Here is a 24,098-nt window from a genome sequence, read left to right on the forward strand (position 1 = left end):
ACCCGGGCATTTCTGTTTCCGCTGTTTCTAACGGGCTTTCTTGGCGGCGCGCTTTGCGGCGAGGGCACGCTGCTCGCGTCCGAGTTCGGTGCGGTTCAGGCCCATCTGCATGAGCATGGCGACGATGTTGCCGACGGTCCAGTAGAGGCAGAGTCCGGCAGACAGGTTCCAACTGATGAAGCCCAGCATGACCGGCATCATGATGTTCATCATCTTCTGTTGCTGCGGGTCCATGCCGCCCTGCGGCGTCATCTTCTGAACGAAGTACGTGGAAAGGACGATGCCCAGCGGCAGGATGTGGTACGGATCCGGCGCGGAGAGGTCCTTCAGGTAGAACCACGAAGCGTGGCGCAGTTCCGTGGTATTCGACAACATGCTGTAAAAGGCGATCAGGAAGGGGAACTGGATGAGCAGCGGGAGGCATCCGCCGGCAGGATTGACGCCGTGCTGCTTCATGAGCGCGGCGATTTCCTGGTTCATCTTCGTATTCGCTTCGGCGCGGCGAGGATCGCGCAACGGAATGTTCTTGTACTTCTCGCGAATGGCCTTCATTTCCGGCTGAATCTTCGCCGTCTTGAGGGCCGACTTCATGCCGCTGAGACGCAACGGCAAGAGCGCCAGGTTGATGATGATCGTCAGGATGACGATGGCCCATCCCCAGTTGGCGATCCAGTGCTCGTAAGTCCAGCGCAGCCACAGGAAGAGCGGCTTGGCGATAAAGCTGAACATGCCCAGGTCAAGCAAGGTGCCGAGATCGGGCGGAGCTTCCATGCCCGGAACGGCCGTGGCGTGGGTCGCCTGTAGAACCTGCAGGTTTTTCGGGCCGGCGAAGAAGCGCATGGTGGTGTGACCGTTCACGTTGCCAACTGCAGCACCGAGAATGTCCACAGTGAGCATCTGGTTCGGGTCAGGCTTATTGAGATCTTTCGGAATCTTCAACGGATTCCGGAAGGTGACCATCGTGGTGTTCGTTGGATCATCCGGGAGGAAGATAGCCGCGAAATATTGGTCGGCCGGACCGCCCCAATACATGGGTTGGCGCAGCGTGTTGCCGCCGCTGACGCTCTTGAAATCGAGCCGCTCAACCTGCTTTGAGCCGCCGTACCAGGTGCGCGAAATAGGCTGTAGCGGGTGGAAGTCGATGCGCTCAACGGCGTAGGAAGCGGGGACGGTTTCGTCACCGAATCCGCCGGGCCAGGCGGGGAATGCCTGTACGGCCTGGCCATTCTTCGTAACAAGGATATCGAGCTTAGCGACGTAGCTGTCGTCGAAGGTGAACGACTTGCGGACGTCGATTCCACCTTCGCTGTACTCATACGTAACCCCGCGAGGCGTCGCGTTTACCACGTACAGAGCCGAGTTCAACTGCTTGCGGAGATTCTCGTCGTAGGTGAAGAGCGAAAGCGGATACCCGTACTGCTGGGCTGCAGACTGGTGCACGATGTCGAGCGGATTGCCCTTGTCGTCGGAATACTTCTTCAGGATCCAGGACTTAACCTGCCCACCACGATTGGTAAAGGTGATCTTGTAAAACTCGCTCTCGATCACCGTCTCGGTTTCAGCCGCGGCCTGTTTGGCGGCGGCAGTCCCGGTGGCGGGCGTTGCCGGCTTCGCTGGCTGAGTTGTGGCGGGCTGTGCAGGAGGTGCGGCGGCCGGCTGTTGCTGGGCTTGTTGCTGTTGAGGGGGCTGGGCCGGCGTCTGCGGTCCGAACTTCTTCATCAACGGCTGGAAAAGGATCAGGATGACGAAGGTGACGAGGAAGACCAGCATGAGTCTTCCGGTGGGCGTTTCCTGGTTAGGAGCTTTATATTCAGGCAAGGCGTTCTGTCTCAGCAGCGCCACACATTGGGGCGCAGGGTTGGGCTGGTGAATTCAGGTTGCGGCACGGCTTCCGCACGTACCGGATGATCGGCAGAGCAGAGACACTCTTCGGCTACCTCGGGTGTCCCGGCTGGTTTTTCAGAAAGAATGACGGGGTCGTATCCACCTGGAGAAAACGGATGGCATCGCAACAGGCGCCATAACGCCATGTATCCGCCGCGGAACGCGCCGTAGTGAGAAATGGCCTCCATGGCGTATTCGGAGCAGGTGGGTACAAAACGGCAGGCATTGGGAAGCATCGGAGAAAGGAAGGCCTTATATCCGCGCAGCATGAGCAGCAGGTACGCGCGAATCACTGGGCGGTGCTCCTTTCCTTCGTCAGGTTTGTCGCTTCCATACGCGAGGCGGCTTTCTGGATAACTTCGAAGGCGCGCTTCACTTCCTGTTCAATCTGGACAAAATCGGCTTCGAGAACCTGTTTCTTCGGGTTGAAAACCACATCCACGGACGATTGCAGTCCGGCGAAGTTATGGCGTACGGCTTCTCGCATCCGGCGTTTGATCCGGTTGCGATTGACCGCGACGCCAAGGGCACGCGGGACAGTAAACCCGATACGGGGCCCGGAACCGGAATCAGGACGGGGCGTGTAAAACACCGTCATGAGACCAGAGAAATGCCGTTTCCCGGTTTTATATACGCGCTGAAAATCGGAATGTTTCAGCAGCTTGGCGGTTCGTGGAAATCGAACCCTGGGAACGTTCACGGCGGACCTTTGCAGGAGCAGGACTGCCCCTGCCCACACTATTCGCGGAAGCCTGGCTTAACGGAGACGCGCTTGCGTCCCTTGGCTCGCCGGCGCGACAAAACGGCCGCTCCGCTCTTTGTTTTCATACGGCTACGGAACCCGTGCACCTTGGAGCGGCGACGACGGTTGGGTTGAAACGTGCGCTTCGGCATGAAACCTTACTACTCCTATTTCAAAATTGGGCAAGAGACAAACTAGAAGTATAACGGACAAAGCAGCTTACCGGCAAACCTGAATTGCGGCAGGCGCCCAGCAGCCCGGTTTTTGGGAGGTGTGACGTATGTCACAGACGCCTGTGATAAGCCGGGCTACTGTACTCCCATGATGACTTCCTTCATTCCACTCACGCAGCTCAACGGTGCTCCTTCCGCCACGGTTTCCGGCACGCAGACGAAGAAGCATGTCTGCATGTTCTGCGACATGGAATTTCGCGGAGAGAAGGAATACGAGCGCCATCTGGAAGAGCTCCATCCCGGATGGGCGATGATGCTGCTCCAAAAGATGGGGATGAAGATCGCCCGCGAAAACGGCTAGTAGTCGCGGTGAACCTTGTCGGGCGAAAACGCCGGCACGCAGATAGCGATGTACTCCGCGCCCTGCGGAGTCGAATATTGGACCCACTCGCCCTTGTTGGCAATCACGGCCTGTCCAGGCTTCACGTCCATATAACCACTACGATGAGTAACGCGGAGTACGCCGCTGATCACAATGGTGTACTCGTCGAATTCGGGGGTCTGACCGGGTTCGAGCCAGCCTTCGGGGCTGCGCATATGCGCGATACTGACGGATTCGTGCTTGCTGTTGACGCGTCCGATGAACTCGTCGATGAGCTTGGGTTTATTGCCAGCGGCCTGGATCCGCGTTGGCTGTTCCACCAAAGTAGGCATTCGTACTCCCACAGAATGTAAGACGTCTTTTGGCAGTAACGATACCGGGGAGGTGCAGTTCAGGCAAGGACGCACTTTTCTACGGTCACTATTCTATTTTGTTTCAGGTAGCGTGAACGTTCTAGAGTATTGGCTTCACTCCTAGATTAGGATCCAGCAATCGGTTGAGCGGACGCGAGATCCCGGAGCACGAAGGCTCTAATCAACCGGATTGCTGCTCGATTCGGTGCCGAAGCCGAAGTCCGATACAACTTCGCAAACGGACGCAAACAGGACACAACCGCCGCGTACACAAGCGAGCGAGACTCCTTCGAAAGTTGTTGATTTGATTGGTGGCGGCGGCTGGACTCGAACCAGCGACCTACGGATTATGAGACCGTCGCTCTAACCACCTGAGCTACACCGCCATAGGTCTTTTGCGCTGAGGGATACTGCAGGAGGGGCACGCGCAACAGTGCTTCCTTCCTGATTCTAAGGGCGTTATAGAAAATCGTCAAACCTGCCCAGGGTTCGAGTCCGTTCGTGGTTTTCGGAGCGACAACTCTCATTTCAAATGCGAGCGGAGGCTACTCTCCACCCCGCGCAAACAATCGAGCTCCGACCCAGCAGCTTGGGACTGCGAGCACAACCAGCAGGATGGCGTACCAATGCGGCCCCATGTTGCGGTTCCATGTGGCGGCGGCCCCGATCGAGCCGACGACTATGCCGACGAAACCGAGAATGATGGCGTGACGGACGGGGCGGTTTGGCGCGAGTCGGGCGGTGATGTATCCGCCGAGCACGGTGTAAACGGTACGGTAGAGGGTGGAGAGTGCGAACAGCGCGTCCGACATGGGCTGGCCGGGGCTTCCAGGCGCAGGGAATATCTTCGTCGCGTACATGACGACGTCGGTGAGTGTGGATAGGACGACAACCACGACGAAGCCGGCGAGGATAGCTCCGATGCTGCGTCCGCGATTTGGTTTGGAGGGAGCTGGGGCCGTGGCAATAGCGTTCAAAGGTGTCTCCTGTTGTGATGTTCTACCCGGCCCGGTATTTCGACTTCAGTGGCCCTGGGCTCCGCAAATATCAGGTCAGATGGCGAAGCCGGTCTGGGGGCGGAGATTATGGCCGCATGTGATGATTGCACCCCAAAATGCGTCCAGCAAAGATACACGAGATTCGGACGGACAGCGCCACAATTGGGACAGTTGAACAATGGGTATGTGGGGGAACGGAGTGACCGAATTAGGATGCGAACGCCGGCGACGACCTGCCGTTTCCGTCCTGCTGTGCCGGGCTTAATGCGGACGATGCCTCAATCGTCGCGGTTAAGAAGTGTTCCGGCGCTCCCGTCGGTGTTTGTAGAAATTTCCGAGCAGCCTTTGACCGCAGGGAAAAGTTTTCGCTATTACCTGCGTAACCGCACGAGGCAACCAAAAGGAATGTGTCTGAAAATAAACGACTTACTTATAACGGTCACGTTGGCAGTGGGTTTGCGAGAACCTCAACCAGAAGCGGGATTTCATCCGCGGGTGAGGAGAATGTTATGCGTACCAATGTAGTCGCAGCTTGCGTTCTTTCAGTCCTGGTAGGGATTTCAGCGGCACAGCAAGTCAATCATTCCACGGGTGCTGCCGTGTCGGGCAGCAACGCCGCGGCGGTGGACCAGTCAGGCGCGAATGTGAAGTCGGACACGCGAGTGGATGCCTCGACGCAGACGAACGTCGGCATGGATCGGTCGTCCTCGGGCGCAGCAAGCGCGAAGTCAGAGGCCAAGGTGAATTCTGAGTCCAAGAATTCCGCGGGCGTTTCGAACTCGTTAGCTGCCGGAACAATGGTGAATGCAGTGCTTGCGAAATCGCTCGATTCCCGCAAGCTAAAAGCGGGTGACCGCGTTGTTGCGACGGTCGCCCAAGACGTGAAGTCAGACGGCAAGGTTGTGGTCAAGAAAGGCTCGAAGCTGATTGGGCATGTGACGGAAGCGTCGGCGAAGAGTGAAGGGCAGGCGAACTCCACGCTCGGGATTATGTTCGACCATGCACTCCTGAAGGATGGCAGCCAGGTACAGGTGAACGGAGTGGTGCAGGCACTCACGGCCGCTCAAGTTGCGGCAACTCCGTTTGAAGATTCTTTCTCCTCGAATAGTGCGTCGACGATGTCACACTCCGGGGCGGCGCGGAGTGGCGGTGGACTGCTGGGTGGTGTCGCCTCGAACGCAAGCGCGGCCACCGGGACCGTAGCCAACGTCGGCGGCAATGCGGCGGGGACTGTGAATTCGACCTTGGGCTCCACGACTCAGGTCGGGAATGGATTGCAGGGAAGCCTGAGCAGCAACACTGGTGGTGTGGTTGGGCTGAAGAACATCTCCATCGCAGGAGATGTTGCGCATTCGACACACGGAAGCGTAATCACCTCGACGGATAAGAGTGTTCGTCTGGACAGCGGTACGCAGATGGTGCTGCAGGTGGTGAAGTAGCGTCGGTTTCATCAGAACGGAGAGGCGGTCCCGAGAAGGGGCCGCCTTTTTGTTTACCTTCAAAACAGGCTGCCGGGTGATGGTCACAACAGACTGGTGATGCATGTCATTGCTGTCGGTGACTGACCAAAAAGAGAATCGATGAGATTTTCTCCGGGAGCCTTCCGATGGGCGATGAAAGCGCGAACTGGTGGCGTTCATTCACCAACAGCCTGCCTCCAAAGCAAATTCTCATACCGCTAGCGCTCGTTCTCGCGGTCGTCCTCGTATATTCGCCCGTCTCCGAACACGGATTTCTGCGGTGGGATGATAACAACTACATTACAGACAATCCGCACGTCACGGTCGGGTTAAGTGCCGCCAATATTGCATGGGCATTCAAGGAGACCGGTATCTTCTACTGGCATCCGCTGACGTGGATGTCGCACATGACCGATGTGCAGTTGTTTGGGGCTCGCGCGGGATCGCATCACGCGGTGAACCTGATCCTGCATGCGATCAACGTGCTTTTGTTGTTCTTCCTTCTCTACAAAGGCACAGGAGCTTTCTGGCGCAGTTCGATGGTTGCGGCACTGTTCGCATTTCATCCGCTGAATGTAGAAACGGTGGCTTGGCTATCGGAGAGAAAGAGTCTGTTAAGTGCGCTGTTTTCGTTTCTGACCATTGCGGCGTATGGATGGTATGTCGCAAAGCCTGCCGCAAAACGCTATGCGCTGGTGGCACTGGCTTTTCTGGCTGCGCTGATGTCGAAGCCCATGGCGGTTACGCTGCCGGTGTTGCTGCTCCTGATCGATGTCTGGCCGCTGCGGCGAAGAGGGCAAGAGAACCCACCGTCGTGGGGCAGGCTGGTTTTGGAGAAAGTCCCGCTGCTGCTGATGAGCGTGGGGAGCACGGTCATCACGATCATCGGACAACGCGCAGTCGGCGCTTTCGCTACCACTGGAACTATCCCGCTGGGCATGAGGATTGAACAGGCATTCGTTTCGTATGTGGTGTACCTGCGAAAACTGATTCTGCCGACTGACCTGGCAGCTTTCTATCCTTACCACCCGAAATGGATTCCCATCTTGCAGTTGGCCGGAGCGATCCTGCTGCTGGTGGCGATCACGGCAGCGGCAATACGAGGCCGGAAGACGGGGTATCTGATTGTAGGCTGGCTCTTCTTCGTCCTGGCACTTGGTCCGGTAACGGGAATCCTGCAGGCAGGATACGTCGTCATCGCAGACCGGTTCGCGTACATCCCGGCGATTGGGATATTTGTTGCGGCTGTCTGGGGATGTGCGGCACTGGTTGAGAAGGCTCACGTTCCGCGGATGATTCCGGCGGTCGCCGGATGCGTGCTAGTGGCAGTGTTCGCATTTGCGAGCTACCACTATGTGCAGTACTGGCGAAACGGAGTTGTGTTGTTTACTCGTGCGGCGCAGGTTGAGAAGACGCCTGAACCGATGATCGAGAACCTGCTCGCCGACGCCCTACTGGTTTCTAACCGGATGGACGAAGCCTTTGAGCACTATAAGCGCTCGTGCGAACTGAACGAGAAACAAGACCTCTGCCACTTCAACATGGCTGAAATTCTGTTCGTTCGCTACGACGTCCAAGGGGCGCTGCAGCACTACTTGCTGGCGGGGACCTACACCAAGGACGCCAATATCGCCTTACATTGCCTGCTTGGATCAGGGGAGGCGATGCTGCGGTTGGGCGATGTGGCGGGAGCACAGCGGCAGTACGGATATGCCCTGAGTATCGATCCATCGAACGAAACCGCACGACGGGCCTTGATGCAGATCCGAGCCATGGCGGGCCAGTAGATTCGTAACGGCCCGCGGGTGCCGACAGTGACAGTTCGTGCGCGAATGCGTATATTGTCCGTGATTGTTGTTATAACGAACTAAATCGTTGTAGAAGGACAGACATGCATCGGCGTTTCGTACCCTCCTTTCTCCTGGGAATTTTCCTTCTGACTCCTGCTTTCTGGTTGCTGGCGCAGCCCTCGGGCGGGCCGTATGGTCCGATTGACCAGCGGTACGAGGTTCCGAAGGCAGCGCACGTCTATTTTGTTGCGCCAGATGGAAAGCCAGAGGCGCCAGGGACACTCCAGCAACCGACCACGCTGGAAGCAGCGATCAAGAAGGTGGTTACAGGCGATGCTGTAATCCTGCGCGGCGGTGTATACCGGACCGGCGGCCTGTTGCTGAACCAAGGCGTCACGATCCAGCCCTACCTTGAGGAGGGGCCGATACTGAAGGGCACAAAGGTGGCAACGGAGTGGCAGGCGATTGGCAACAACATCTGGAAAACGAAATGGGAGAAGCTCTTTCCGGCACAGCCACTCAGTTGGTGGCGACGTGATCGCGAGGGAGTGAAGACACCGCTGCATCGCTTCAACAACGACATGGTGTTCGTCAACGGCGAATTGTTGAAGTCAGTGGGATGGGAAGGCGAGCTGGACCCGAAGTCGTACTTCATCGACTACAAAACGGGGTACGTGTACATCGGCACCGATCCGACGAACAAGCAGGTGGAGATCACGGCGTTCGACAGCGCGCTGGTACGCACGAGCGAACCCGTCCACGGCAAGACCAACGATCACAAGGGACCGACCATCCGCGGCATCACGTTCACGCAATATGCGTATCGCGCGCTGGAGGTGGAGGGGAAAAAGCACTTCACGTCGAACGATGAACCAACGGACGAACCGGTGGGATTGTCGGATCCGGCAACATTCGGCAAAGAGGCTGTCGGCACGCTGATCGAGAACGTGACGATTACATTCTGCTCGCGGGTAGCGGGATATTTTCGCGGCGATGGGTTGATCATTCGGAATTCGCTGATCAGCGATACCGGAACTGAGGGCATTTACGTGATCGGGTCCTCGGATGTTTTGCTGGAGAAAAACATTATCCGTCGGAACAACATCGAGAACATCACGGGCTACTACGCATCCGCGGTAAAGATCTTCAACCAGACAAGGCGGGTAACGTTCCGCGACAACCTAGTGATCGACCATCCGAACTCGAATGGCCTCTGGTATGACGTGGGCAACCATGACGGCATGATCCTGGACAACTGGATCGAAGGCGCGACGGACTGCCTGTTCTGGGAGATTTCATGGAAGGCGACGGTCGCAGGAAACGTTTTTGCGCACTGCAACAAGGGCACGCGGGTACTGAATTCTGCCGGAGTGCGGATCTACAACAACACTTATGTAGACGCACCGGCGTCGTTTGAGCGTAACGAGCGCAGCAAGACGAACGATCATTTCGGATGGCATCCATCTACCGGTCCGGATGTAAATGAACGCGAGAACCACGTGTTCGTGAACAACCTTTTGGTCGCGAGTGGGTCCTATAGTCAGCCCATGGTGCGTTTCGAGCAGCCGAAAGAGATGTGCCAGCAGCTTCCCAACCCGCAAACTAAAGAGATGAACGGAAACGTGTATGCGAGACCAGTTGCGACGGGAGCAACTCCGCCTCCGCTGGTGACGTGGAGTCCGGCGAAGAATGAAAACTGCTCGTTGACCTTTGATTCGCTTGAAGAATTCAGAAAAGCGCTTCCAGCGTATGAAGCGAGTGGGAAGCAGATCGATAGGAGCCCACGCTCGGTGCTGAAAGGTGCGGACATAGGCCGGTATGAACTGGCGCAGCCGATCCCAGCGACGGTGCCGCTACCTGAAGATGTGCGCAAAATGCTCGGCTGGAGTGAAGCGGAGTCGAAGACCGTGGGGGCGTATCCGACAAAGAGGTAAGGAGTAACGAACCCCACCCTTGCGCAGATCCCGGCGAAGGGTGGGGACTGCCTCACGCATTTTCCTGCATTTTCTCGACACGGAAGTCGAAGCACCCGGCTTCGCCGTCGCGGACGTGGATGTAGTCGACGTCGGAACGCGACAGTAATTCGTTCACAGCTTCCTCCTGCATACCCGCAGCGACTCGCTGTTGTGCCACGACCTGCTGCTCTCCCGCATAAGCGACAAGCAGCACCGGATACGGAACGAGCGCCGGCGGATAACCGGCGTCTTCAGCGTATCGTGCACAACCATCGGAGTGGATGAAGACCGGACCAGGCAGCGGCACGGCAGCGGTGCCGTCGAAGGCGTCGAACGTGAAAAGGGTTCGGCTTTCTTCCCCGATGCGAAACGGAGTCAGGCAGTGGCGGCACGGGCCGTGGCCGGTGGCGACGCTGGTGAAAGCCGGATGTCCGAACACGGGAGCTTTTTGTTTTGCACGCACGTAATCAGCCGTTCGTGTGCTGAGTGCGACGACGCGGAACTTGCTCATAGCTTTCTCACCTCATTGAAGTGAGAACGATTGTGCGCGATACACAGTCTGCGGAATATCCGGTTCTTGCGATTAAAGTGATCCGGACTGCACGTTGCGGAGCCGCCGTTCCAGGTAGCGACGCTCGCTGTCGTTGGTGACAAGCGAAAGGGCGCGTTCGTAGGCCTTAGCCGCTTCTGCCAGGGAATTCATTCGGCGAAGAAGATCGGCACGCGCGGCGTGGTAGAGATGATAGGTTTCGAGCCCTTCCAACTTGTCGATGATGGCAAGGCCCGCCTGTGGGCCATCGGCCATCGCAATCGCCACTGCGCGGTTCAACGAGACCACGGGTGAAGGTTGGATGCGCTCCAGTTCGCCATAAATTCCAACGATCTGCCGCCAATCGGTATCTTCGGCGCGTGGGGCGTGACAATGAATCGCCGAGATGGCGGCCTGCAAAGAATAAGGACCGAGTCCCGTGCGAAGCGCGTCGGAGACGAGCGGCATGGCTTCGGCGATCTGCCGGTGGTTCCACCGGGTACGATCCTGGTCCTCGAGCGTAATCAGGTCGCCAGCTTCATCGAGACGGGCGTCACGGCGCGCATCGTGCAGCAACATGAGCGCGAGGAGGCCCAAGGCTTCGGATGGCCTTGGCGTCATCAACGAACAAACCAGCCGCGCAAGACGAATGGCTTCCGAGCAAAGGTCGTGACGGATCAAATGGCCGCGGGTGGCGGAATACCCTTCGTTGAAGATGAGGTAGATGACGGTGAGTACGGCCTCGAGACGCTCAGCCATCTCCGTGGTTTCGGGAACGGCGTAGGGAATGCCGGCATCGCGGATCTTCCGCTTTGCGCGGACAAGCCTCTGTGCCATGGTGGTGGACGGGACCAGGAAGGCGCGCGCGATCTCATCGGTTTGGAGCCCGCATAGCTCCCGAAGCGTTAGCGGAACTTGGACTTCGCGTGCGAGCGCCGGGTGGCAACAGGTGAAGATAAGGCGGAGGCGGTCGTCGGGGATCTCATTCGTATCGTAGTTTGGTTCCTCTACGGTACGTACCATCGTGGCGTAACTGCCGAGCTTTTCCTCAAAATTGGTACGACGCCGGAGCCGGTCAATGGCCTTATGGTGGGCTGTTTTTACGATCCAGGCACGAGGAAGTTCGGGAACTCCGGATGTGCGCCACTGGTCCACGGCGACCGTAAATGCTTCCTGTGCAACCTCTTCCGCGAGATCGAAGTCTCCGACCAGCCCGATTAAGGTGGCGACAATTCGTCCCCAATCAGTGCGGTAAACTTCTTCAACGGCCGATGTGGGGTCGGCAGACATACCCGATTTTAGAAATATTTCCGGGGTCGTGTCGATTTGCATGTTTGCCATTCGTTATACAGACGGAGAAACGCGAATGAAGTACATGCTCCTTATCTACTCCGAAGAAAACGCCATCACGGATACGGAACGCGAGAAGTGCTACGGGGAGTCGGCGCAGCTTTGCCACGACCTAGCGGCGAAAGGCCAGTACATCTCGGCCAGTCCGTTGCAGCCGGTAGCGACAGCAACCAGCGTGCAAGTTCGTGAAGGGAAACGGCTTGTGACAGACGGTCCGTTTGCAGAAACGCGCGAACAGCTCGGCGGCTATTTCATGGTGGAAGCGAAAGACCTGGACGAAGCCATTGCGATCGCCGCGAGGATCCCGGCTGCACGCTGGGGCAAGGTGGAAATACGGCCAGTTGTCGAAATTTCGGACCTGTTGCCCACCACTGAGGCTGAGCGACAGGCAGTTCAGTAACGAGAAAGAGAGAGAACGATGGCTAAGTACGTGGATGGTTTCATCCTTCCGGTTCCGAAGAAGAACCTGAAGGCCTATCACAAGATGGCGAAGTTGGGCGCCAAAGTCTGGAAGGAGTACGGCGCACTCGAGTACTTCGAGTCGTATGGCGACGACATGGCCGTGAAATTCGGTGTGCCGTTCCCGAAACTGGTGAAGCCGAAGCAGGGCGAAGTGATCGTGTTCTCGTGGATCGTGTACAAGTCGCGTGCGCATCGCGACAAGGTGAACGCAAAGGTGATGAAGGACAAACGGATGAATACTTTCGATCCGAAGAAGATGCCCTTCGACTTAAAGCGTATGGCCTGGGGCGGGTTCGAAGTGATGGTGCAGAGCTAGATTCGTGAGGTGAACGATGCAAGCAGCAACTCAGACAGTGCAGATGACAAGCAAGAAGCGAATTGTGGCAGGGCGAGTACTCAGCGGTATCGCCATTCTATTTTTAGTTCTAGACGGCATCGGCAAGCTGGTGAAACCGCCGGCCGTCGTAGAAGGAACGAAAAGCCTTGGATATCCGGAGAGCACGATCCTGGGTATCGGCATTACGTTGCTGGTTTGCACGATAGCTTATGCGATTCCGCGAACCAGTATTCTCGGCGCCATCCTGCTGACAGGTTACCTGGGCGGTGCGGTGGCTACGCACGTCCGCGTGGGGAATCCGCTTTTCACTCACGTACTCTTCCCGATCTACCTCGGTGTATTTATCTGGGCAGGACTGTATTGGCGGGAGACGAAAGTACGAGCGTTGATTCCGTTTCGCGGTTGATTAAGTTTCTTTTGCGTCAGCGGCGCAAGGAAGTAAGAGAAACAGATTACAGGAGAAGACAATGCGGTTCATGGTTTTGGTGAAGGCGAACAATGACAGTGAAGCGGGGATGATGCCCTCCGAGGAGATCCTGCGCGAAATGGGTATCTTCAACGAAGAGCTGGTGAAGGCAGGCGTGATGCTGGCCGGTGAAGGATTGGCGCCAAGCTCGCAGGGTGTGCGTATTCGGTTTTCAGGTGAACAGAAAACGGTGATCGACGGACCGTTTCCGGAGACGAAGGAGTTGGTTGCGGGCTTCTGGATTTGGCAGACTAAGTCATTGCAGGAAGCGATCGAGTGGTTGAAGAAGTCTCCTTTCCGGGATGGCGAAGTGGAGATCCGCCGGATTTTCGAACCAGAAGATTTCGGGGCTGAATTCACGCCAGAATTACGCGAGCAGGAAGACCGTTTGCGTGCCGAAGCGGAACAATTGGCAAAGCGTTCCGCATAACAAGTCACAGAAGAAACCTTACAGGGGTGAGGCAATGAGCAAAGTAAGAGTACTTGTTGGTACGCGCAAAGGCGCGTTCATCCTGGAATCAGATGGCAAGCGTGAGAAGTGGCAGGTGAACGGGCCCCACTTCGCGGGTTGGGAGATGTATCACCTCAAGGGATCGCCCGTGGACCCGGACCGCATCTACGCGTCGCAAACGAGTGGATGGTTCGGGCAGTTAATCCAGCGATCGAACGACGGCGGCAAGACGTGGGAGGTCCCGGGCGGTGCGCCGGATCCCACGCCAGACGGGATGCCGCAAGGACAGAGCAACAAATTTGCGTATGACACTTCGACGCATGAGTTGAAGACGCACATGTGGTACGACGGCACACAGCATCCGTGGGAGTTCAAGCGGGTGTGGCACCTGGAACCGTCGGTGACGGATCCGAGCACGGTGTACGCGGGAGTGGAAGACGCGGCGATGTTCCGCTCCACGGATGGCGGCGTGTCATGGCACGAGATGTCCGGGTTGAGAGGTCACGGCACCGGACCGCAGTGGCAGCCGGGTGCGGGCGGCATGGGTCTGCACACGATCGTGATTGACCGCAACAATCCCAACCGGATGTTCATCGCAATTTCCGCTGCGGGGGCATTTCGTACGGAGGACGGCGGCAAGACCTGGAAGCCGATCAACCGCGGGCTCAGGTCGCAGTACATTCCGAATCCGGACGCGGAGGTTGGACACTGTGTGCACAGGATCGCGATGCACCCCGCGCGTCCGAACACCCTCTATATGCAGAAGCACTGGGATGTCATGCGCACCGACGATGCCGGCGACAACTGGCGCGAAGTCAGCGGCAATCTTCCGACGGACTTCGGTTTCGTGATTGATGTACACGCGAATGAGCCGGAGACGATCTATGTGATTCCGATCAAGAGCGATTCCGAGCACTTCCCGCTGGACGGTGCTCTGAAGGTTTTCCGCAGTCGCACCGGCGGCGGAGAATGGGAGCCGCTGACGAAAGGGCTTCCACAGAAAGATTGCTATGTGAACATCCTGCGCGATGCGATGGCCGTTGATTCGCTCGACAAATGCGGAGTGTACTTCGGCACCACGGGCGGACAGGTGTATTGCTCGTCTGACGCGGGCGATTCGTGGAAGCCCATCGTGCATGATCTTCCGGCGGTTCTTTCGGTAGAGGTGCAAACACTGCCATGATTCGCGTGGAATTGCCTGCTCACCTTCGGACACTGGCGAAGGTGAGCGGCGAAGTACAAATCGAGGTAAATGGCGCGGTTACGCAGCGATCGGTGCTCGATGCTTTGGAAGAGCGCTATCCGATGCTGCGGGGTACGATCCGTGATCACGTGACAAAGAAGCGGCGGGACTTCTTGCGGTTCTTCGCGTGCGCCCAGGACCTCTCACTCGAGTCGCCGGACGCGGCCTTGCCGGAAGAAGTGGCATCGGGCAAGGAGCCGTTCCTGATTATTGGGGCAATCGCCGGCGGATAGGGGCCGGATTCTGAAACCAATCTGAAAGACAGAAAGACAGAAGGTGCAATATGAAGTTGAATACTTATCTCGTTTTCGATGGGAAGTGTGCAGAAGCGTTCAAGCTTTACGAGAAGGTGCTGAAAGGGAAGATTGTTTTCAGCATGACGCATGGCGAGTCGCCGATGGCGGATCAGACACCCGCCAACTTTAAAGACAAGATCATGCACACCTCTTTGCAGATAGGCGACGCGGTGCTGATGGGGTCCGATGCGCCTCCGCAGCATTTTTGTAAGCCGCAAGGATTCTCAGTTTCCATCAATGTCACCGATATCGCGGAAGCGGAACGCATCTATAAGGAGCTTTCCGATGGCGGAGAGGTGATGATGCCGCTCGGCGAGACATTTTGGGCCCAGCGCTTCGCCATGTTCACCGACAAGTACGGCACTCCGTGGATGGTGAACTGCGAACGTCCGCGGCCGTAAAACCGACGAAGCTACCACCGCAAAGGCCAGGCATCCCGAAATGGGATGCCTTTTCAATTCGTGGGCTGCAGGCGGCAAAAACCGTTCTAAGATGTGAGCCAACATCCAAGCAGGTCTGGAGACCTCGCCCATGGGCAAGGTGGATTCTGCACTTCCGGCGACGCTGGGCCACTACCGCATTGTTGGCAAGGTTGGGTCAGGCGGCATGGGGCAGGTCTATCGTGCGCGAGACGAGAGGCTCGATCGAGAAGTCGCCATCAAGGTTCTGCCACCGGATCTGCTGGCGAAGGAATCGGCGCGACGCCGGTTCCGCCGTGAAGCACTCGCTCTGTCCCGTCTGAATCATCCCAACATCGCCATCGTCCACGACTTCGACTCCGAAGCGAACGTCGATTTCCTCGTGATGGAATTGGTGGAGGGAACGACACTTGAGTCCATGATCGGTCACGGGCCGCTCAGCGAGCGCGAAGTGATCCGGGTCGGCCAACAGATCGCACGGGCGTTGGAAGAGGCTCACGAGAAAGGCGTCATCCATCGGGACCTGAAACCCGCGAATGTGATGGTGACTGCGAAGGGTGCCGTGAAGGTCCTCGATTTCGGGTTGGCCGGGGTGAAGGAGATCGAGGAGCAAACCGAGACGCGAAGCACCAAAGTGAATCTGGTAGCCGGAACGCCACGTTATCTTGCTCCCGAGTTGCTTTCCGGAAAGCCGGCCAACCCACGAAGCGACATCTGGGCGCTCGGGGTAACACTTTACGAGATGGCGGCCGCTCGATCGCCGTTCGGTGGCGCGAGCGGGTTTGAACTTTACGAAGCAATCATGAAACAGGAACCTGCGCCGCTGGGATCGGAGATCTCTCCTTCCCTGCGTACCGTCATCGGCAGGTGCCTGGCCAAGTCTCCCGAAGAGCGGTATCAAAATGCCGGCGAACTGCGAGCGGCACTGGATCTGTTGTGTTCAAGCACCGGCACCATTGCAGTCGAAGCGCCCGCGCGGACGCCAACGTGGGTGTGGTTTGCGGGTAGCGTAGCGCTGGTCGCGATTGCGGTTGCGATTTCGTTTCTTGTTTTCCGGAAGATGCAGCGTCCGACGCTCGGCGTCGGAGGGGAACTGGCACTGCTTGTTTCATCGGAAGGGCGCATTAACGGTGCGTCGCTTTCGCCGGACGGAAAGATGGTGGCGTACGTCGCCGAGGAAGATGGCCATTTCGACCTTTTCCTGAACCGGGCCGCCGGAGGTGGTCGAGTGCGGCTGACCAACGACTCCTATATGGAGGGTGGTCCGTCGTTCTCGCCGGATGGCGAGCGAATCGCCTTCGGCCGGTTGCGCAGCAGCACAGAGAAGGAACCGGAGATTGCGATTATCCCCATTCTCGGCGGCGAGGTCACAACGGTTGTATCGAATGCCGGACGTCCACGTTGGTCGCCGGATGGAAAACGGCTTGCTTACATTGCAAGCCGTCCCGGAGAGCCGATGTCGATCGGCATCTCCAATCTCGACGGGCAGGATGAGCGGATACTGCTCAAAGCCGATGATGTGTATCCCTTCTTCAAAAGCGCCGAGTGGTCTCCGGACGGAACCACGCTCGCTGTAACGCGTAGCACTGGCGGAGTGGCGGGCGAAATCTGGCTGGTTCCAACAAACGGCGGCGCTGCTCGCAGGTTATGGGAGGATCCGCCGAACGTGTTCAGCGAGGCCGCTGTCTTCACCCCTGACGGCAAGTCCCTGGTTTATGCCTCGAACCGAGGAGGTGCCAAGAACCTTTGGGTGAGGCCAGTTGCAGGCGGCGAGGCTTCTCGCGTGACGACCGGGGCGGGCCCCGACGAAACGCCCTCGGTCGCGCGTGACGGTACCGTGTCGTTTACGAACTCTCGCTGGAAGTATGAGTTGCTGGTGCACGACATCAACGTGAACACAACTCGCAGCATCGGCCGGCACACGGGGTTTGTGTGGGCTCCGGCGTTTTCTCCGAACGGGAGGCAGATTGCCTACAGTTATTACGAGAACATGAAGGAGTGGCACATCTGGATCACCGCCGCGGATGGCAACAGCCCGTCGAAGCGGCTGACGGCTGGAGCACAAGATGAAATCTATCCGCGATTCTCGCCAGACGGTTCGACCATCGTTTTCTGCAACTGGCCCGGACGAGGGAGAGCATGGCGAGTGCCAGCGCAAGGGGGCCCAGCGCAACCTGCGACCGCCGCGGATGGCGATTCCTTCCCGGATATCTCACCCGATGGAAAATGGATCGCGTTCGCCCGAAACGATCGTGGCAAGGTGAACGTGTATGTACAGCCGTTCAGTGGAGGTGAGGCGCGGAAGCTTACTCCAACGCCTTCGACCCTGCCGAGATGGTCGCCGGATGGAAAGTCACTGCTCTTTTGTGCCGACCGGAGTTACCGCAGCGGTGTCTGGATCATCCGTGCGGACGGCATAGGTGAACGGCGAGTGGTGTCGATTGGAAGTTGGGCAGTGTGGTGGCCGGATGGAAAGAGCATCGCTTATGTTGTCGACGGGGCAGATGGGAATCAGGAAATTCGAGTTACTGACATTGAGAACGGCACGACCCGGACACTGAAGGGCGTCAGGTTCGAGGGCGTAAATTACCCCATCGACATCTCACGAGACGGAAGGTTGGTTACCACCAGCAATAGCACTCATTTACAGGATGAAGTCTGGATTCTGAAACCGCAGAAATAAACCGGTCCAAAATGGCGAAGAGCCAACGGAACATACGCGACGTTTCGCTCTCGGGACCGGAACGCTCGCGCGTTGCGGAGTTCATGATCCTGTTCAGCTCAACCCATCAACGAACTGCCGAAGCAGCATCATTCATAGGTTAAACCGCGCTATTTCATGTGCGTAAGTGAGCGCCGTAGCGAATCACTAACGGTTCCGATGTGTAACGACCGTAATCGTTCACAACGGTTTCGAAAGTCGAAACTTTCGAGTTCCTGAACGTTGCCGATAACCCGACAACAACTCAGTTCCCTTGAGCCATCGTGTCTATCCCGCTGGCCTTCGTAAACATAAGAGTGAGAATTCTTCTCGGCGGTTGTCACCGCAAAACAGAAATCGAGTGCTGCCGGGTTACACAGCTCTTCGTCCCACAGGGCGGCGGGGAAGAGGAGTATCGATTTCGTTTTCGTCAGAATCGCTGGTCTGTTCGTTTTCTTCTTCTTCTGTCACTTGCGGCATGATTGGGCTACTAACGGGAAGCAGGCGGAAACGATGCGCATGATAGATGGCGCCGAGTCCCCAGGTTTCACCTGCATGCTCAACAAGGAAGATCCAGAAAAGGCAGAACAGTGCGATTTGGGCCATATGGGCGTCGAGATAGTTCCACGTTGTCGGATACTGCACGTTTGGCTGCCAGGCGATCAGCGTCTTGTTGATGGAGTAGAGCATTCCGACAAAGGAGACCGGGCGGGTCGCCAGGCCGAACAGGAGTCCGAGGCCGATAAACAACTCCACCATGCCAATCGCGACGGCATAGCTGCTTGGGTGTTTCCACATGCTCTCAACAATCGGTGAGTACCATGTGGCAGCACTGCGGTTCAGATCTGTCAGTGTGTTGTTGAATCCGAAGGAGAAGAAGTTCGGGTCAAAGAGTTTGGTCGCACCGTAGTAGGTGAAGACCATTCCAAGGACGATACGGACGAACGCCAACACCCGGCGAAACCGGCGGTAGGAGTAGCTCATGGCGCGCCTCTGCGAAACTTCCTGGGAGCCTTGGGAGCCGAATGGGGGAGGAGTGAGCAGAATCATGGCTCAAGCCACCTCTATTTGCAAGAGTTTCCCGCTCCGGTTAGCTCCAGGTGGGGTAGGATCGGGGCACGGTCAGGAGCACACCTGCTGTCTGGCTGGTGAAAAACTCGAGAGTTTTGGCCAGACCGGCCGTGTCAAATACGGCTTCTTCCAATCCGCCGAACCACTCGAATTGGGCGATCGCAACGGTTTCGAAGTTCTGCGCCCAGTGCTGCTCGACTCCGAGCGCGATGGCATAGGGCAGCCACTTTTCGAAGAGTTGCGCTGGCAGACGTTCGAGGCGGTCGCGCTCCACGGAATCGAGGAAGTGCTGGAATCCCACGATCTGTTCGCAAGCGTGAATGCCACGCAAGGTCTTCGAGGTGATGTGCCGTCCGAAGTAGTACACGATGGCGGCGGAACAGGCTATCGCAATTCCCGAGAGGAGCGTGGAACTAGCGAACGAGAGCAGGCCGGCAACCTGGATAACGAACGCAACGGCTAGGAACCCCAGCAGCATGTTCATTCGCACGGCCATAGCACGCCCGGGGTCGGTCCAGTACATGCCTTTCCCACGAAGTAATTGGACGACTTGTCTTCGTACCAGCGGCACGACGGAGTAGAACCGCAGGCTGAGGCTGGAAAGCTTTGTCCACTCACCGCCGTAAAACATATGGAACAGCACCGTGCGTTCGTGTAAAGCGAGCGATACCCATTCATCCCGAGGCCGGAGTAGCCGGATGATGAAATCCTTACCTGCGAAATCGATGCCCTCATCGGGCTTGCAGCTCTCGAGGCGAATGTTGCCACGGATCGCCAGATCGATGATGGTCGCGGTAATGTCACGCGGGTTCAGTACATCGTCTACTAGCAGGCCGACCTCGGCCGGCGTAAGAGCGTCGGGAGGCTCGTAGCGTGTGGTAATCGAAGCTTCTTCCGGCGACGGCAAGCGCTTCATCGCGCGTAGCGCCAGCATTACTACCAGCGTCGCTACGGGCAAAAGCAGGATCAGGTTGGAACCTAGAAACCAGATTGCACGCCTTCCCCACGACGGCTGAATCATCAGACCTTTCGGAAAGATAACGTCGGCACTCAGATTCTCGCGAGCGTCCAGCAGGCGCGAGGCGTCGAACCAGACCCGGTCAGGACCGGCGTCGCTCTCTTTAACCGGCACCAGGCCCTTTCCGCGCACGAATCCTTGAACACGGAAGGCCTGCGCCATCTCAGGCGGAACCTGCACGAACAGCGTCGTACGGGCTGTCTCCCCGTGCCAGCCCTCGCCTGCGTTCCAGAGCAACTCGTCGCGATCTGAAAGGAACTGCACTGCATTGCGCACCGCGTAGACGAGCCGGATCTCCGGCGAACCAGCTGTCTCGATTTCGAGTTCGAGCCGGGTGAATCCGTTATGAACCGAGTGCTTGAGCGTCCGTCCGCCGGTGCCGGTGACCTGAATGATATTCACTACACGGGGCTGATGAATGGTCCACCGAGCCGGATAAACATTGCTGGTGCTCCAGACGACTTTAGCGGTGGGAATCGCCGGAGCGAACCTCTCCACCACGACCACGGATCCGTCTCGCTGGATGCCAATGACTGTGTCGAAGGTGTTGAGCGGAATTGCGGCGTAGAGGCCGACAGGAAGGAAAAAGATCGCGAGTTGGAGCAGCAGTCGACGCAACTACACAGTTTGGCGCGGGACGGCAACGGCGACAATGCGATTCGTGGTTCAGCCCGGCAGGCAAAAAGAAAAGGCGCAGGGTAACCTGCGCCAGGGTAGTTGGCGGACGAGTCTACTTCTGTCCGGCGTTCTTGAGAACCTGCTCGGCGTAGTAGTTTTGGATCTTCGCCTCGTCGCGAATTACGTCGTAATAGGCGGCCTTCAGCAATTGCTCGCGGCGTTCACGTAGTTGGTCGCGAATGGCTTGCTGCACGCGCGGATCGTTCAATTCGCGCTGTCCGGCAGGCTCTTTCGAGATCAACTTGACGATGCGGTAGAGAGCAGGCTGCTTCGTCTGCGGATTCACCACCGTGATGACGTCACTGTATTGGCCAGGCTTCAATTTCAGGACAACGTCACGCGTCTGCGGGTCGGTACGCTGCAATCCCGACTGCGGAGTGAAGCCGAGGTCGCCGCCGTTGCCGGCCGTCTCGGGGTCTTCCGAGTAGTTCATCGCTACGGTCGCGAAGTCATCGCCGCTGTCGAGCCGGTTCAAGAGTTGCTGAGCCTTCTTCTTGGCTTCGGTGTCGTTCTGGGCGTTGTCGTTCTTCAGGTTACGGACCGGCGGCTCAGGCGACGGAGTCACGACTATCTGCGCCAGGTGATACTGCGGCTCAATAAGGTTGAATTCCGGCTTGTGAGCGTTGTAATACGCGGCCACTTCGCTGTCGGTCACGTTGATCTTCGACGTGATCTCTTTATTCAGTACCTTGTCCACAGTCAGCGTGCGACGCAGGTCTTTCTTGAAGTCGTCGAGCGTGATGTTGCGCTCTTGAAGCCGCTGATTGAACTCTTCCGGTGAGTAAGGAGCCTTCACCTCGTTCAGCTTGCGGTCAATTTCTTCATCGGTGGCGAGCAATCCGAGCTTTTCGGCTCGCTGCATCATGATTTCCTGGTCGATGAGCTCACGCAGAATGCTGAGGCGCAAGCTGGCGGATTGCTCTTCCGTCGGCTGTTGGGGGGCGCCGGCGGTCTGGTTCTTGTAATACTTTTCAACTTCGTTGGCCATGATCTTGCGGCCGTTTACTTTGGCCATAACGTCCGCGGCGTTCTTGCCGGTGTTACAGGCCACTGTGAGCGCAATTGCCAGCAGTAAAAACCCAGAACTTAGATAACTGCGTGTCCAACGTTGATGAGCGATCAATCGGTCCTCCGTCTCACCGTATCTTAGTTTCCGCCGTTTCCGGTTTTCTGTGATGCAGCCGCGGGAGCGGTGTCCCCGGCATCGGCCAGCGCCCGGTCGATTACGGACTTTACTTCCTGGGCCGGCACGGCGCCTTCCAACTTCTGTCCATTGATAAACAACGTCGGGGTGGAACTGACACCCAGAGCTTCCGCTTCCGCCATGGAAGCGAGAACCTTATCTTCCTTCTGCGCCGAAACACAAGCCTGCAACTCGCTTGTGTTAACGCCGGCCTTCTTGCCCTCTTCCATCACCAGACGGTCCACTTCCGCACGCTGTGCGTCGGCGCCCTGCTTCTGGGAAATGGAGCGGGCGTTCGCGTGCAGTGCATCGGCGAAATCCCAATAAGCGGATTCCTTCAACTGGCCGAGGCAGTTCGCGTCCACGGCCGCGCGCTTTGCCCACGGGTGGATCTCCACCAGCGGGTAATCTTTATAAACCACCTTTACCTTGTCGCCATACTGTTTCAACACCTGTTGAGTCAGGGTGTCGTGCATGCGGGCGCAGAACGGGCATTGGAAATCGTCGTAGTTGACGATCGTGACCTTGGCATTCTTGTTGCCACGGACAGGCCTGCCGCTGATGTCGATCTTGCTCATGGTCTCAGCGTAAGGATCCTTGGTCAGGTCGATCTTGGACATGCGGATCAACTGCTTGCCGTCCTTGGAGATCAGGAACTCCTGGTCCTGCTTCTTGTCACCCACAGAAAAGGTGACCGTCAGCGCATCGAAGGCAGGGAACTCCGTGGAGGGCTTCCTCCCGGTTACATCGATACCAACCTGCGCCGGGACGCTAAAATGAGCGCGGATTTGGCGTTCGACCTTGCGGTCGAGATCGGCATTGGAGGGGGTACTCGACTGCGCCGCACATCCCACGCAGACCAGGAGCGCAGCACTACAGATGCGCCAGAAAAAGCTGTTTACATACTTCGTCATAATTAAGGTCCGGAATCTTTAATTATCGCATGCAGAGCTCAGGTTCTACAGAATAGAGGGCTGAAAAGCCCTTCAGGCGCTGCGGGATCTTTCCCGCCCGTTGATCAGCGTCTCGTATACCTCAATCAACCGGGTCACGGAGTTTCTCCAGGAGAAGTGCTGCACCTGCTGATAACCGCATGCTTTCAACTTCTCACGGAGCGCCTGGTCCGTCAGTGTCCGGTAGAGCGCCCGGCGGATGTCGAAGATATTTTCGGGGTTCACCAGCATCGCGCCGTTCCCCACCACCTCCGGCAGGGAACTGGTGTTCGAGGTCACCACCGGGGTGCCGTGCGCCATGGCCTCCAACGGAGGCAGGCCGAAGCCCTCATATAAGGATGGGAAGACAAAGACCGCAGCCGTGTCGTAGAAGATCCTTAAGACGTCGATCGGCACGAACCCCAGAAAGCGGACGTCATTCTGTACGCCACTTCGAATAACGGTGCGCCGCAAGTCAGGATGCCGGGAGACTTCGTCCCCGATGATGATGAGTTTCAGCTCACTGAAACGGTCTTCCTTGCTGAGTTCGGATTTAAGCGATGAGAACGCCTCGATGATGCGAATGACGTTCTTGTGAGGGCTGATCTTCCCGGCATAAAGAATGAACGGATAGCTCACCTGGTACCGCTCGGCGATGAACTGGCGCTCTTCAGGAGTCGCGTGGCCCTGAAGAAACCGTTCGTCAATCGCGTTGTAGATGACTTCGATCCGGTCACCGGGTATCTGGAACAAACGCATCACGTCATTCTTGGTGAAATTCGAAACCGCCAGGATCTTGGAGGCTTTGCTAAGGACGTAGCGTGTCGAGTAGAACTGCAGGGTCCCCCTAAGTCCGTGCCGGCTTGTGGTGCGGTACATGTAGTCGAGGACATCGTGCACCGTGACGACATATGGGCACGGCGGCAGGTAGGGCGGCAACCAGAAAAGTGACGGAAGATGTACCAGGTCGCATCGTTCTTCCTGAACGATCCGCCGAAGCTCGAAGTATCCGCGGGTGGAAGTGACCGGCTTGGCGAGTTGAACAGTCTTGAAGTTCGCCGGAAGACGCTCGACATCGAAGATGCGGTCGGCCTCTCCGATCAGGATGTACTCGTTCTTGCGGTCGAGATTCCCCAGTTCCCGGACGACGTTGCGGATGTAAGTCCCAACGCCGAAATCTCCGGCCGCTCTTATATCGATGCCAACTCGCACGCCGTGAGTATAT

General features: G+C 57.5%; 25 protein-coding genes and 1 tRNA gene. 12 read left to right on the forward strand and 14 right to left on the reverse strand.

Going from position 1 to position 24,098, the window contains the following annotated elements; all coding sequences use genetic code 11:
• Positions 1–27: 27 nt before the first annotated feature.
• From yidC to rpmH, 4 genes are read right to left on the reverse strand one after another with little or no spacing between them, the layout of a single operon-like run.
• Entirely contained in the window at positions 28–1,818 is a 1,791-nt protein-coding gene (gene yidC / locus VN577_13180; GenBank protein ID HWR15774.1) for a membrane protein insertase YidC, read from the reverse strand.
• 11 nt (positions 1,819–1,829) lie between these two features.
• The gene (gene yidD, locus VN577_13185; protein HWR15775.1) at positions 1,830–2,177 is read right to left on the reverse strand and encodes a membrane protein insertion efficiency factor YidD; all 348 of its coding nucleotides are present in this window, start codon (positions 2,175–2,177) and stop codon (positions 1,830–1,832) included.
• Positions 2,174–2,584 carry a ribonuclease P protein component gene (rnpA, locus tag VN577_13190; protein HWR15776.1) on the reverse strand — a complete coding sequence of 137 codons (411 nt, stop codon included), beginning with the start codon at positions 2,582–2,584 and terminating at the stop codon, positions 2,174–2,176. The genes yidD and rnpA overlap by 4 nt, the downstream gene beginning before the upstream one ends.
• A 38-nt stretch (positions 2,585–2,622) precedes the next feature.
• A complete protein-coding gene (gene rpmH / locus VN577_13195; GenBank protein HWR15777.1) occupies positions 2,623–2,778 on the reverse strand; it encodes a 50S ribosomal protein L34 in 156 nt (51 codons plus the stop codon).
• A gap of 169 nt (positions 2,779–2,947) precedes the next feature.
• Between rpmH and VN577_13200 the strand changes: the two genes are divergently transcribed.
• Positions 2,948–3,160, forward strand: a complete 213-nt coding sequence (locus VN577_13200) for a hypothetical protein (protein HWR15778.1) — start codon at positions 2,948–2,950, stop codon at positions 3,158–3,160.
• Here the strand turns inward: VN577_13200 and VN577_13205 are convergent.
• From VN577_13205 to VN577_13215, 3 genes are all read right to left on the reverse strand, one after another.
• A complete protein-coding gene (locus VN577_13205; GenBank protein HWR15779.1) occupies positions 3,157–3,513 on the reverse strand; it encodes a hypothetical protein in 357 nt (118 codons plus the stop codon). The two genes, VN577_13200 and VN577_13205, sit on opposite strands and share 4 nt — an antisense overlap.
• A 330-nt stretch (positions 3,514–3,843) precedes the next feature.
• A tRNA-Met gene (locus VN577_13210) sits at positions 3,844–3,920 on the reverse strand.
• Positions 3,921–4,079: 159 nt separating this feature from the next.
• Positions 4,080–4,511, reverse strand: coding sequence for a hypothetical protein (locus VN577_13215; GenBank protein ID HWR15780.1), 432 nt, complete (start codon positions 4,509–4,511; stop codon positions 4,080–4,082).
• Positions 4,512–5,041: 530 nt separating this feature from the next.
• On the opposite strand from VN577_13215, the gene VN577_13220 reads away from it, so the two are divergent.
• The 3 genes from VN577_13220 (at position 5,042) to VN577_13230 (ending at position 9,716) form a co-directional block, all read left to right on the forward strand.
• A complete protein-coding gene (locus VN577_13220) occupies positions 5,042–5,971 on the forward strand; it encodes a hypothetical protein (protein HWR15781.1) in 930 nt (309 codons plus the stop codon).
• Positions 5,972–6,138: 167 nt separating this feature from the next.
• A complete protein-coding gene (locus VN577_13225; GenBank protein ID HWR15782.1) occupies positions 6,139–7,779 on the forward strand; it encodes a tetratricopeptide repeat protein in 1,641 nt (546 codons plus the stop codon).
• Between the two features lie 104 nt (positions 7,780–7,883).
• Positions 7,884–9,716: a right-handed parallel beta-helix repeat-containing protein gene (locus VN577_13230; protein ID HWR15783.1), complete on the forward strand. Its 1,833-nt coding sequence runs from the start codon at positions 7,884–7,886 to the stop codon at positions 9,714–9,716.
• 52 nt (positions 9,717–9,768) lie between these two features.
• Here VN577_13230 and VN577_13235 read toward each other — a convergent pair whose 3' ends face one another.
• Both VN577_13235 and VN577_13240 read right to left on the reverse strand, forming a co-directional pair.
• Entirely contained in the window at positions 9,769–10,248 is a 480-nt protein-coding gene (locus VN577_13235) for a DUF1203 domain-containing protein (protein ID HWR15784.1), read from the reverse strand.
• A gap of 72 nt (positions 10,249–10,320) precedes the next feature.
• Positions 10,321–11,607, reverse strand: a complete 1,287-nt coding sequence (locus VN577_13240) for an RNA polymerase sigma factor (GenBank protein ID HWR15785.1) — start codon at positions 11,605–11,607, stop codon at positions 10,321–10,323.
• A 25-nt stretch (positions 11,608–11,632) separates the two neighbouring features.
• Between VN577_13240 and VN577_13245 the strand changes: the two genes are divergently transcribed.
• From VN577_13245 to VN577_13280, 8 genes are all read left to right on the forward strand, one after another.
• Positions 11,633–12,016 (forward strand): YciI family protein, encoded by a 384-nt coding sequence (locus VN577_13245; GenBank protein ID HWR15786.1) that lies wholly within the window; start codon positions 11,633–11,635, stop codon positions 12,014–12,016.
• Positions 12,017–12,034: 18 nt separating this feature from the next.
• On the forward strand, positions 12,035–12,394 hold the full coding sequence (locus tag VN577_13250) for a DUF1428 domain-containing protein (protein ID HWR15787.1): 360 nt from the start codon (positions 12,035–12,037) through the stop codon (positions 12,392–12,394).
• Positions 12,395–12,410: 16 nt separating this feature from the next.
• Entirely contained in the window at positions 12,411–12,821 is a 411-nt protein-coding gene (locus tag VN577_13255) for a DoxX family protein (GenBank protein HWR15788.1), read from the forward strand.
• A 61-nt stretch (positions 12,822–12,882) separates the two neighbouring features.
• Positions 12,883–13,311 carry a YciI family protein gene (locus VN577_13260; GenBank protein HWR15789.1) on the forward strand — a complete coding sequence of 143 codons (429 nt, stop codon included), beginning with the start codon at positions 12,883–12,885 and terminating at the stop codon, positions 13,309–13,311.
• 34 nt (positions 13,312–13,345) lie between these two features.
• Entirely contained in the window at positions 13,346–14,515 is a 1,170-nt protein-coding gene (locus VN577_13265; GenBank protein ID HWR15790.1) for a hypothetical protein, read from the forward strand.
• Entirely contained in the window at positions 14,512–14,808 is a 297-nt protein-coding gene (locus tag VN577_13270) for a MoaD/ThiS family protein (GenBank protein HWR15791.1), read from the forward strand. Before VN577_13265 ends, VN577_13270 begins: the two co-directional genes overlap by 4 nt.
• Before the next feature lie 50 nt (positions 14,809–14,858).
• Positions 14,859–15,272, forward strand: coding sequence for a VOC family protein (locus tag VN577_13275; protein ID HWR15792.1), 414 nt, complete (start codon positions 14,859–14,861; stop codon positions 15,270–15,272).
• 130 nt (positions 15,273–15,402) lie between these two features.
• A complete protein-coding gene (locus VN577_13280) occupies positions 15,403–17,973 on the forward strand; it encodes a protein kinase (GenBank protein HWR15793.1) in 2,571 nt (856 codons plus the stop codon).
• 390 nt (positions 17,974–18,363) lie between these two features.
• Here VN577_13280 and VN577_13285 read toward each other — a convergent pair whose 3' ends face one another.
• The 5 genes from VN577_13285 to VN577_13305 form a co-directional block, all read right to left on the reverse strand.
• Positions 18,364–18,975 (reverse strand): DoxX family protein, encoded by a 612-nt coding sequence (locus VN577_13285; protein HWR15794.1) that lies wholly within the window; start codon positions 18,973–18,975, stop codon positions 18,364–18,366.
• A gap of 106 nt (positions 18,976–19,081) precedes the next feature.
• Positions 19,082–20,698, reverse strand: coding sequence for a DUF2207 domain-containing protein (locus VN577_13290; GenBank protein HWR15795.1), 1,617 nt, complete (start codon positions 20,696–20,698; stop codon positions 19,082–19,084).
• Between the two features lie 112 nt (positions 20,699–20,810).
• The gene (locus tag VN577_13295; GenBank protein ID HWR15796.1) at positions 20,811–21,881 is read right to left on the reverse strand and encodes a SurA N-terminal domain-containing protein; all 1,071 of its coding nucleotides are present in this window, start codon (positions 21,879–21,881) and stop codon (positions 20,811–20,813) included.
• 23 nt (positions 21,882–21,904) lie between these two features.
• The gene (locus tag VN577_13300) at positions 21,905–22,855 is read right to left on the reverse strand and encodes a thioredoxin domain-containing protein (protein HWR15797.1); all 951 of its coding nucleotides are present in this window, start codon (positions 22,853–22,855) and stop codon (positions 21,905–21,907) included.
• A 72-nt stretch (positions 22,856–22,927) separates the two neighbouring features.
• Positions 22,928–24,085 carry a glycosyltransferase family 1 protein gene (locus VN577_13305; protein HWR15798.1) on the reverse strand — a complete coding sequence of 386 codons (1,158 nt, stop codon included), beginning with the start codon at positions 24,083–24,085 and terminating at the stop codon, positions 22,928–22,930.
• Positions 24,086–24,098: the final 13 nt, after the last annotated feature.

The sequence above is a fragment of the Terriglobales bacterium genome (genome assembly GCA_035561515.1).
Taxonomy (GTDB): Bacteria; Acidobacteriota; Terriglobia; order Terriglobales; family Acidobacteriaceae; genus DATMXP01.

Excerpts from the sequence above, each read along its gene's own strand:
- rpmH (HWR15777.1), bottom strand. The coding sequence starts at position 2,778 with ATGCCGAAGCGCACGTTTCAACCCAACCGTCGTCGCCGCTCCAAGGTG.
- VN577_13200 (HWR15778.1), top strand. The coding sequence starts at position 2,948 with ATGATGACTTCCTTCATTCCACTCACGCAGCTCAACGGTGCTCCTTCC.
- VN577_13205 (HWR15779.1), bottom strand. The coding sequence starts at position 3,513 with ATGCCTACTTTGGTGGAACAGCCAACGCGGATCCAGGCCGCTGGCAAT.
- VN577_13220 (HWR15781.1), top strand. The coding sequence starts at position 5,042 with ATGCGTACCAATGTAGTCGCAGCTTGCGTTCTTTCAGTCCTGGTAGGG.
- VN577_13225 (HWR15782.1), top strand. The coding sequence starts at position 6,139 with ATGGGCGATGAAAGCGCGAACTGGTGGCGTTCATTCACCAACAGCCTG.
- VN577_13230 (HWR15783.1), top strand. The coding sequence starts at position 7,884 with ATGCATCGGCGTTTCGTACCCTCCTTTCTCCTGGGAATTTTCCTTCTG.
- VN577_13235 (HWR15784.1), bottom strand. The coding sequence starts at position 10,248 with ATGAGCAAGTTCCGCGTCGTCGCACTCAGCACACGAACGGCTGATTAC.
- VN577_13240 (HWR15785.1), bottom strand. The coding sequence starts at position 11,607 with ATGGCAAACATGCAAATCGACACGACCCCGGAAATATTTCTAAAATCG.
- VN577_13245 (HWR15786.1), top strand. The coding sequence starts at position 11,633 with ATGAAGTACATGCTCCTTATCTACTCCGAAGAAAACGCCATCACGGAT.
- VN577_13250 (HWR15787.1), top strand. The coding sequence starts at position 12,035 with ATGGCTAAGTACGTGGATGGTTTCATCCTTCCGGTTCCGAAGAAGAAC.
- VN577_13255 (HWR15788.1), top strand. The coding sequence starts at position 12,411 with ATGCAAGCAGCAACTCAGACAGTGCAGATGACAAGCAAGAAGCGAATT.
- VN577_13260 (HWR15789.1), top strand. The coding sequence starts at position 12,883 with ATGCGGTTCATGGTTTTGGTGAAGGCGAACAATGACAGTGAAGCGGGG.
- VN577_13265 (HWR15790.1), top strand. The coding sequence starts at position 13,346 with ATGAGCAAAGTAAGAGTACTTGTTGGTACGCGCAAAGGCGCGTTCATC.
- VN577_13270 (HWR15791.1), top strand. The coding sequence starts at position 14,512 with ATGATTCGCGTGGAATTGCCTGCTCACCTTCGGACACTGGCGAAGGTG.
- VN577_13275 (HWR15792.1), top strand. The coding sequence starts at position 14,859 with ATGAAGTTGAATACTTATCTCGTTTTCGATGGGAAGTGTGCAGAAGCG.
- VN577_13280 (HWR15793.1), top strand. The coding sequence starts at position 15,403 with ATGGGCAAGGTGGATTCTGCACTTCCGGCGACGCTGGGCCACTACCGC.
- VN577_13285 (HWR15794.1), bottom strand. The coding sequence starts at position 18,975 with ATGAGCTACTCCTACCGCCGGTTTCGCCGGGTGTTGGCGTTCGTCCGT.
- VN577_13300 (HWR15797.1), bottom strand. The coding sequence starts at position 22,855 with ATGACGAAGTATGTAAACAGCTTTTTCTGGCGCATCTGTAGTGCTGCG.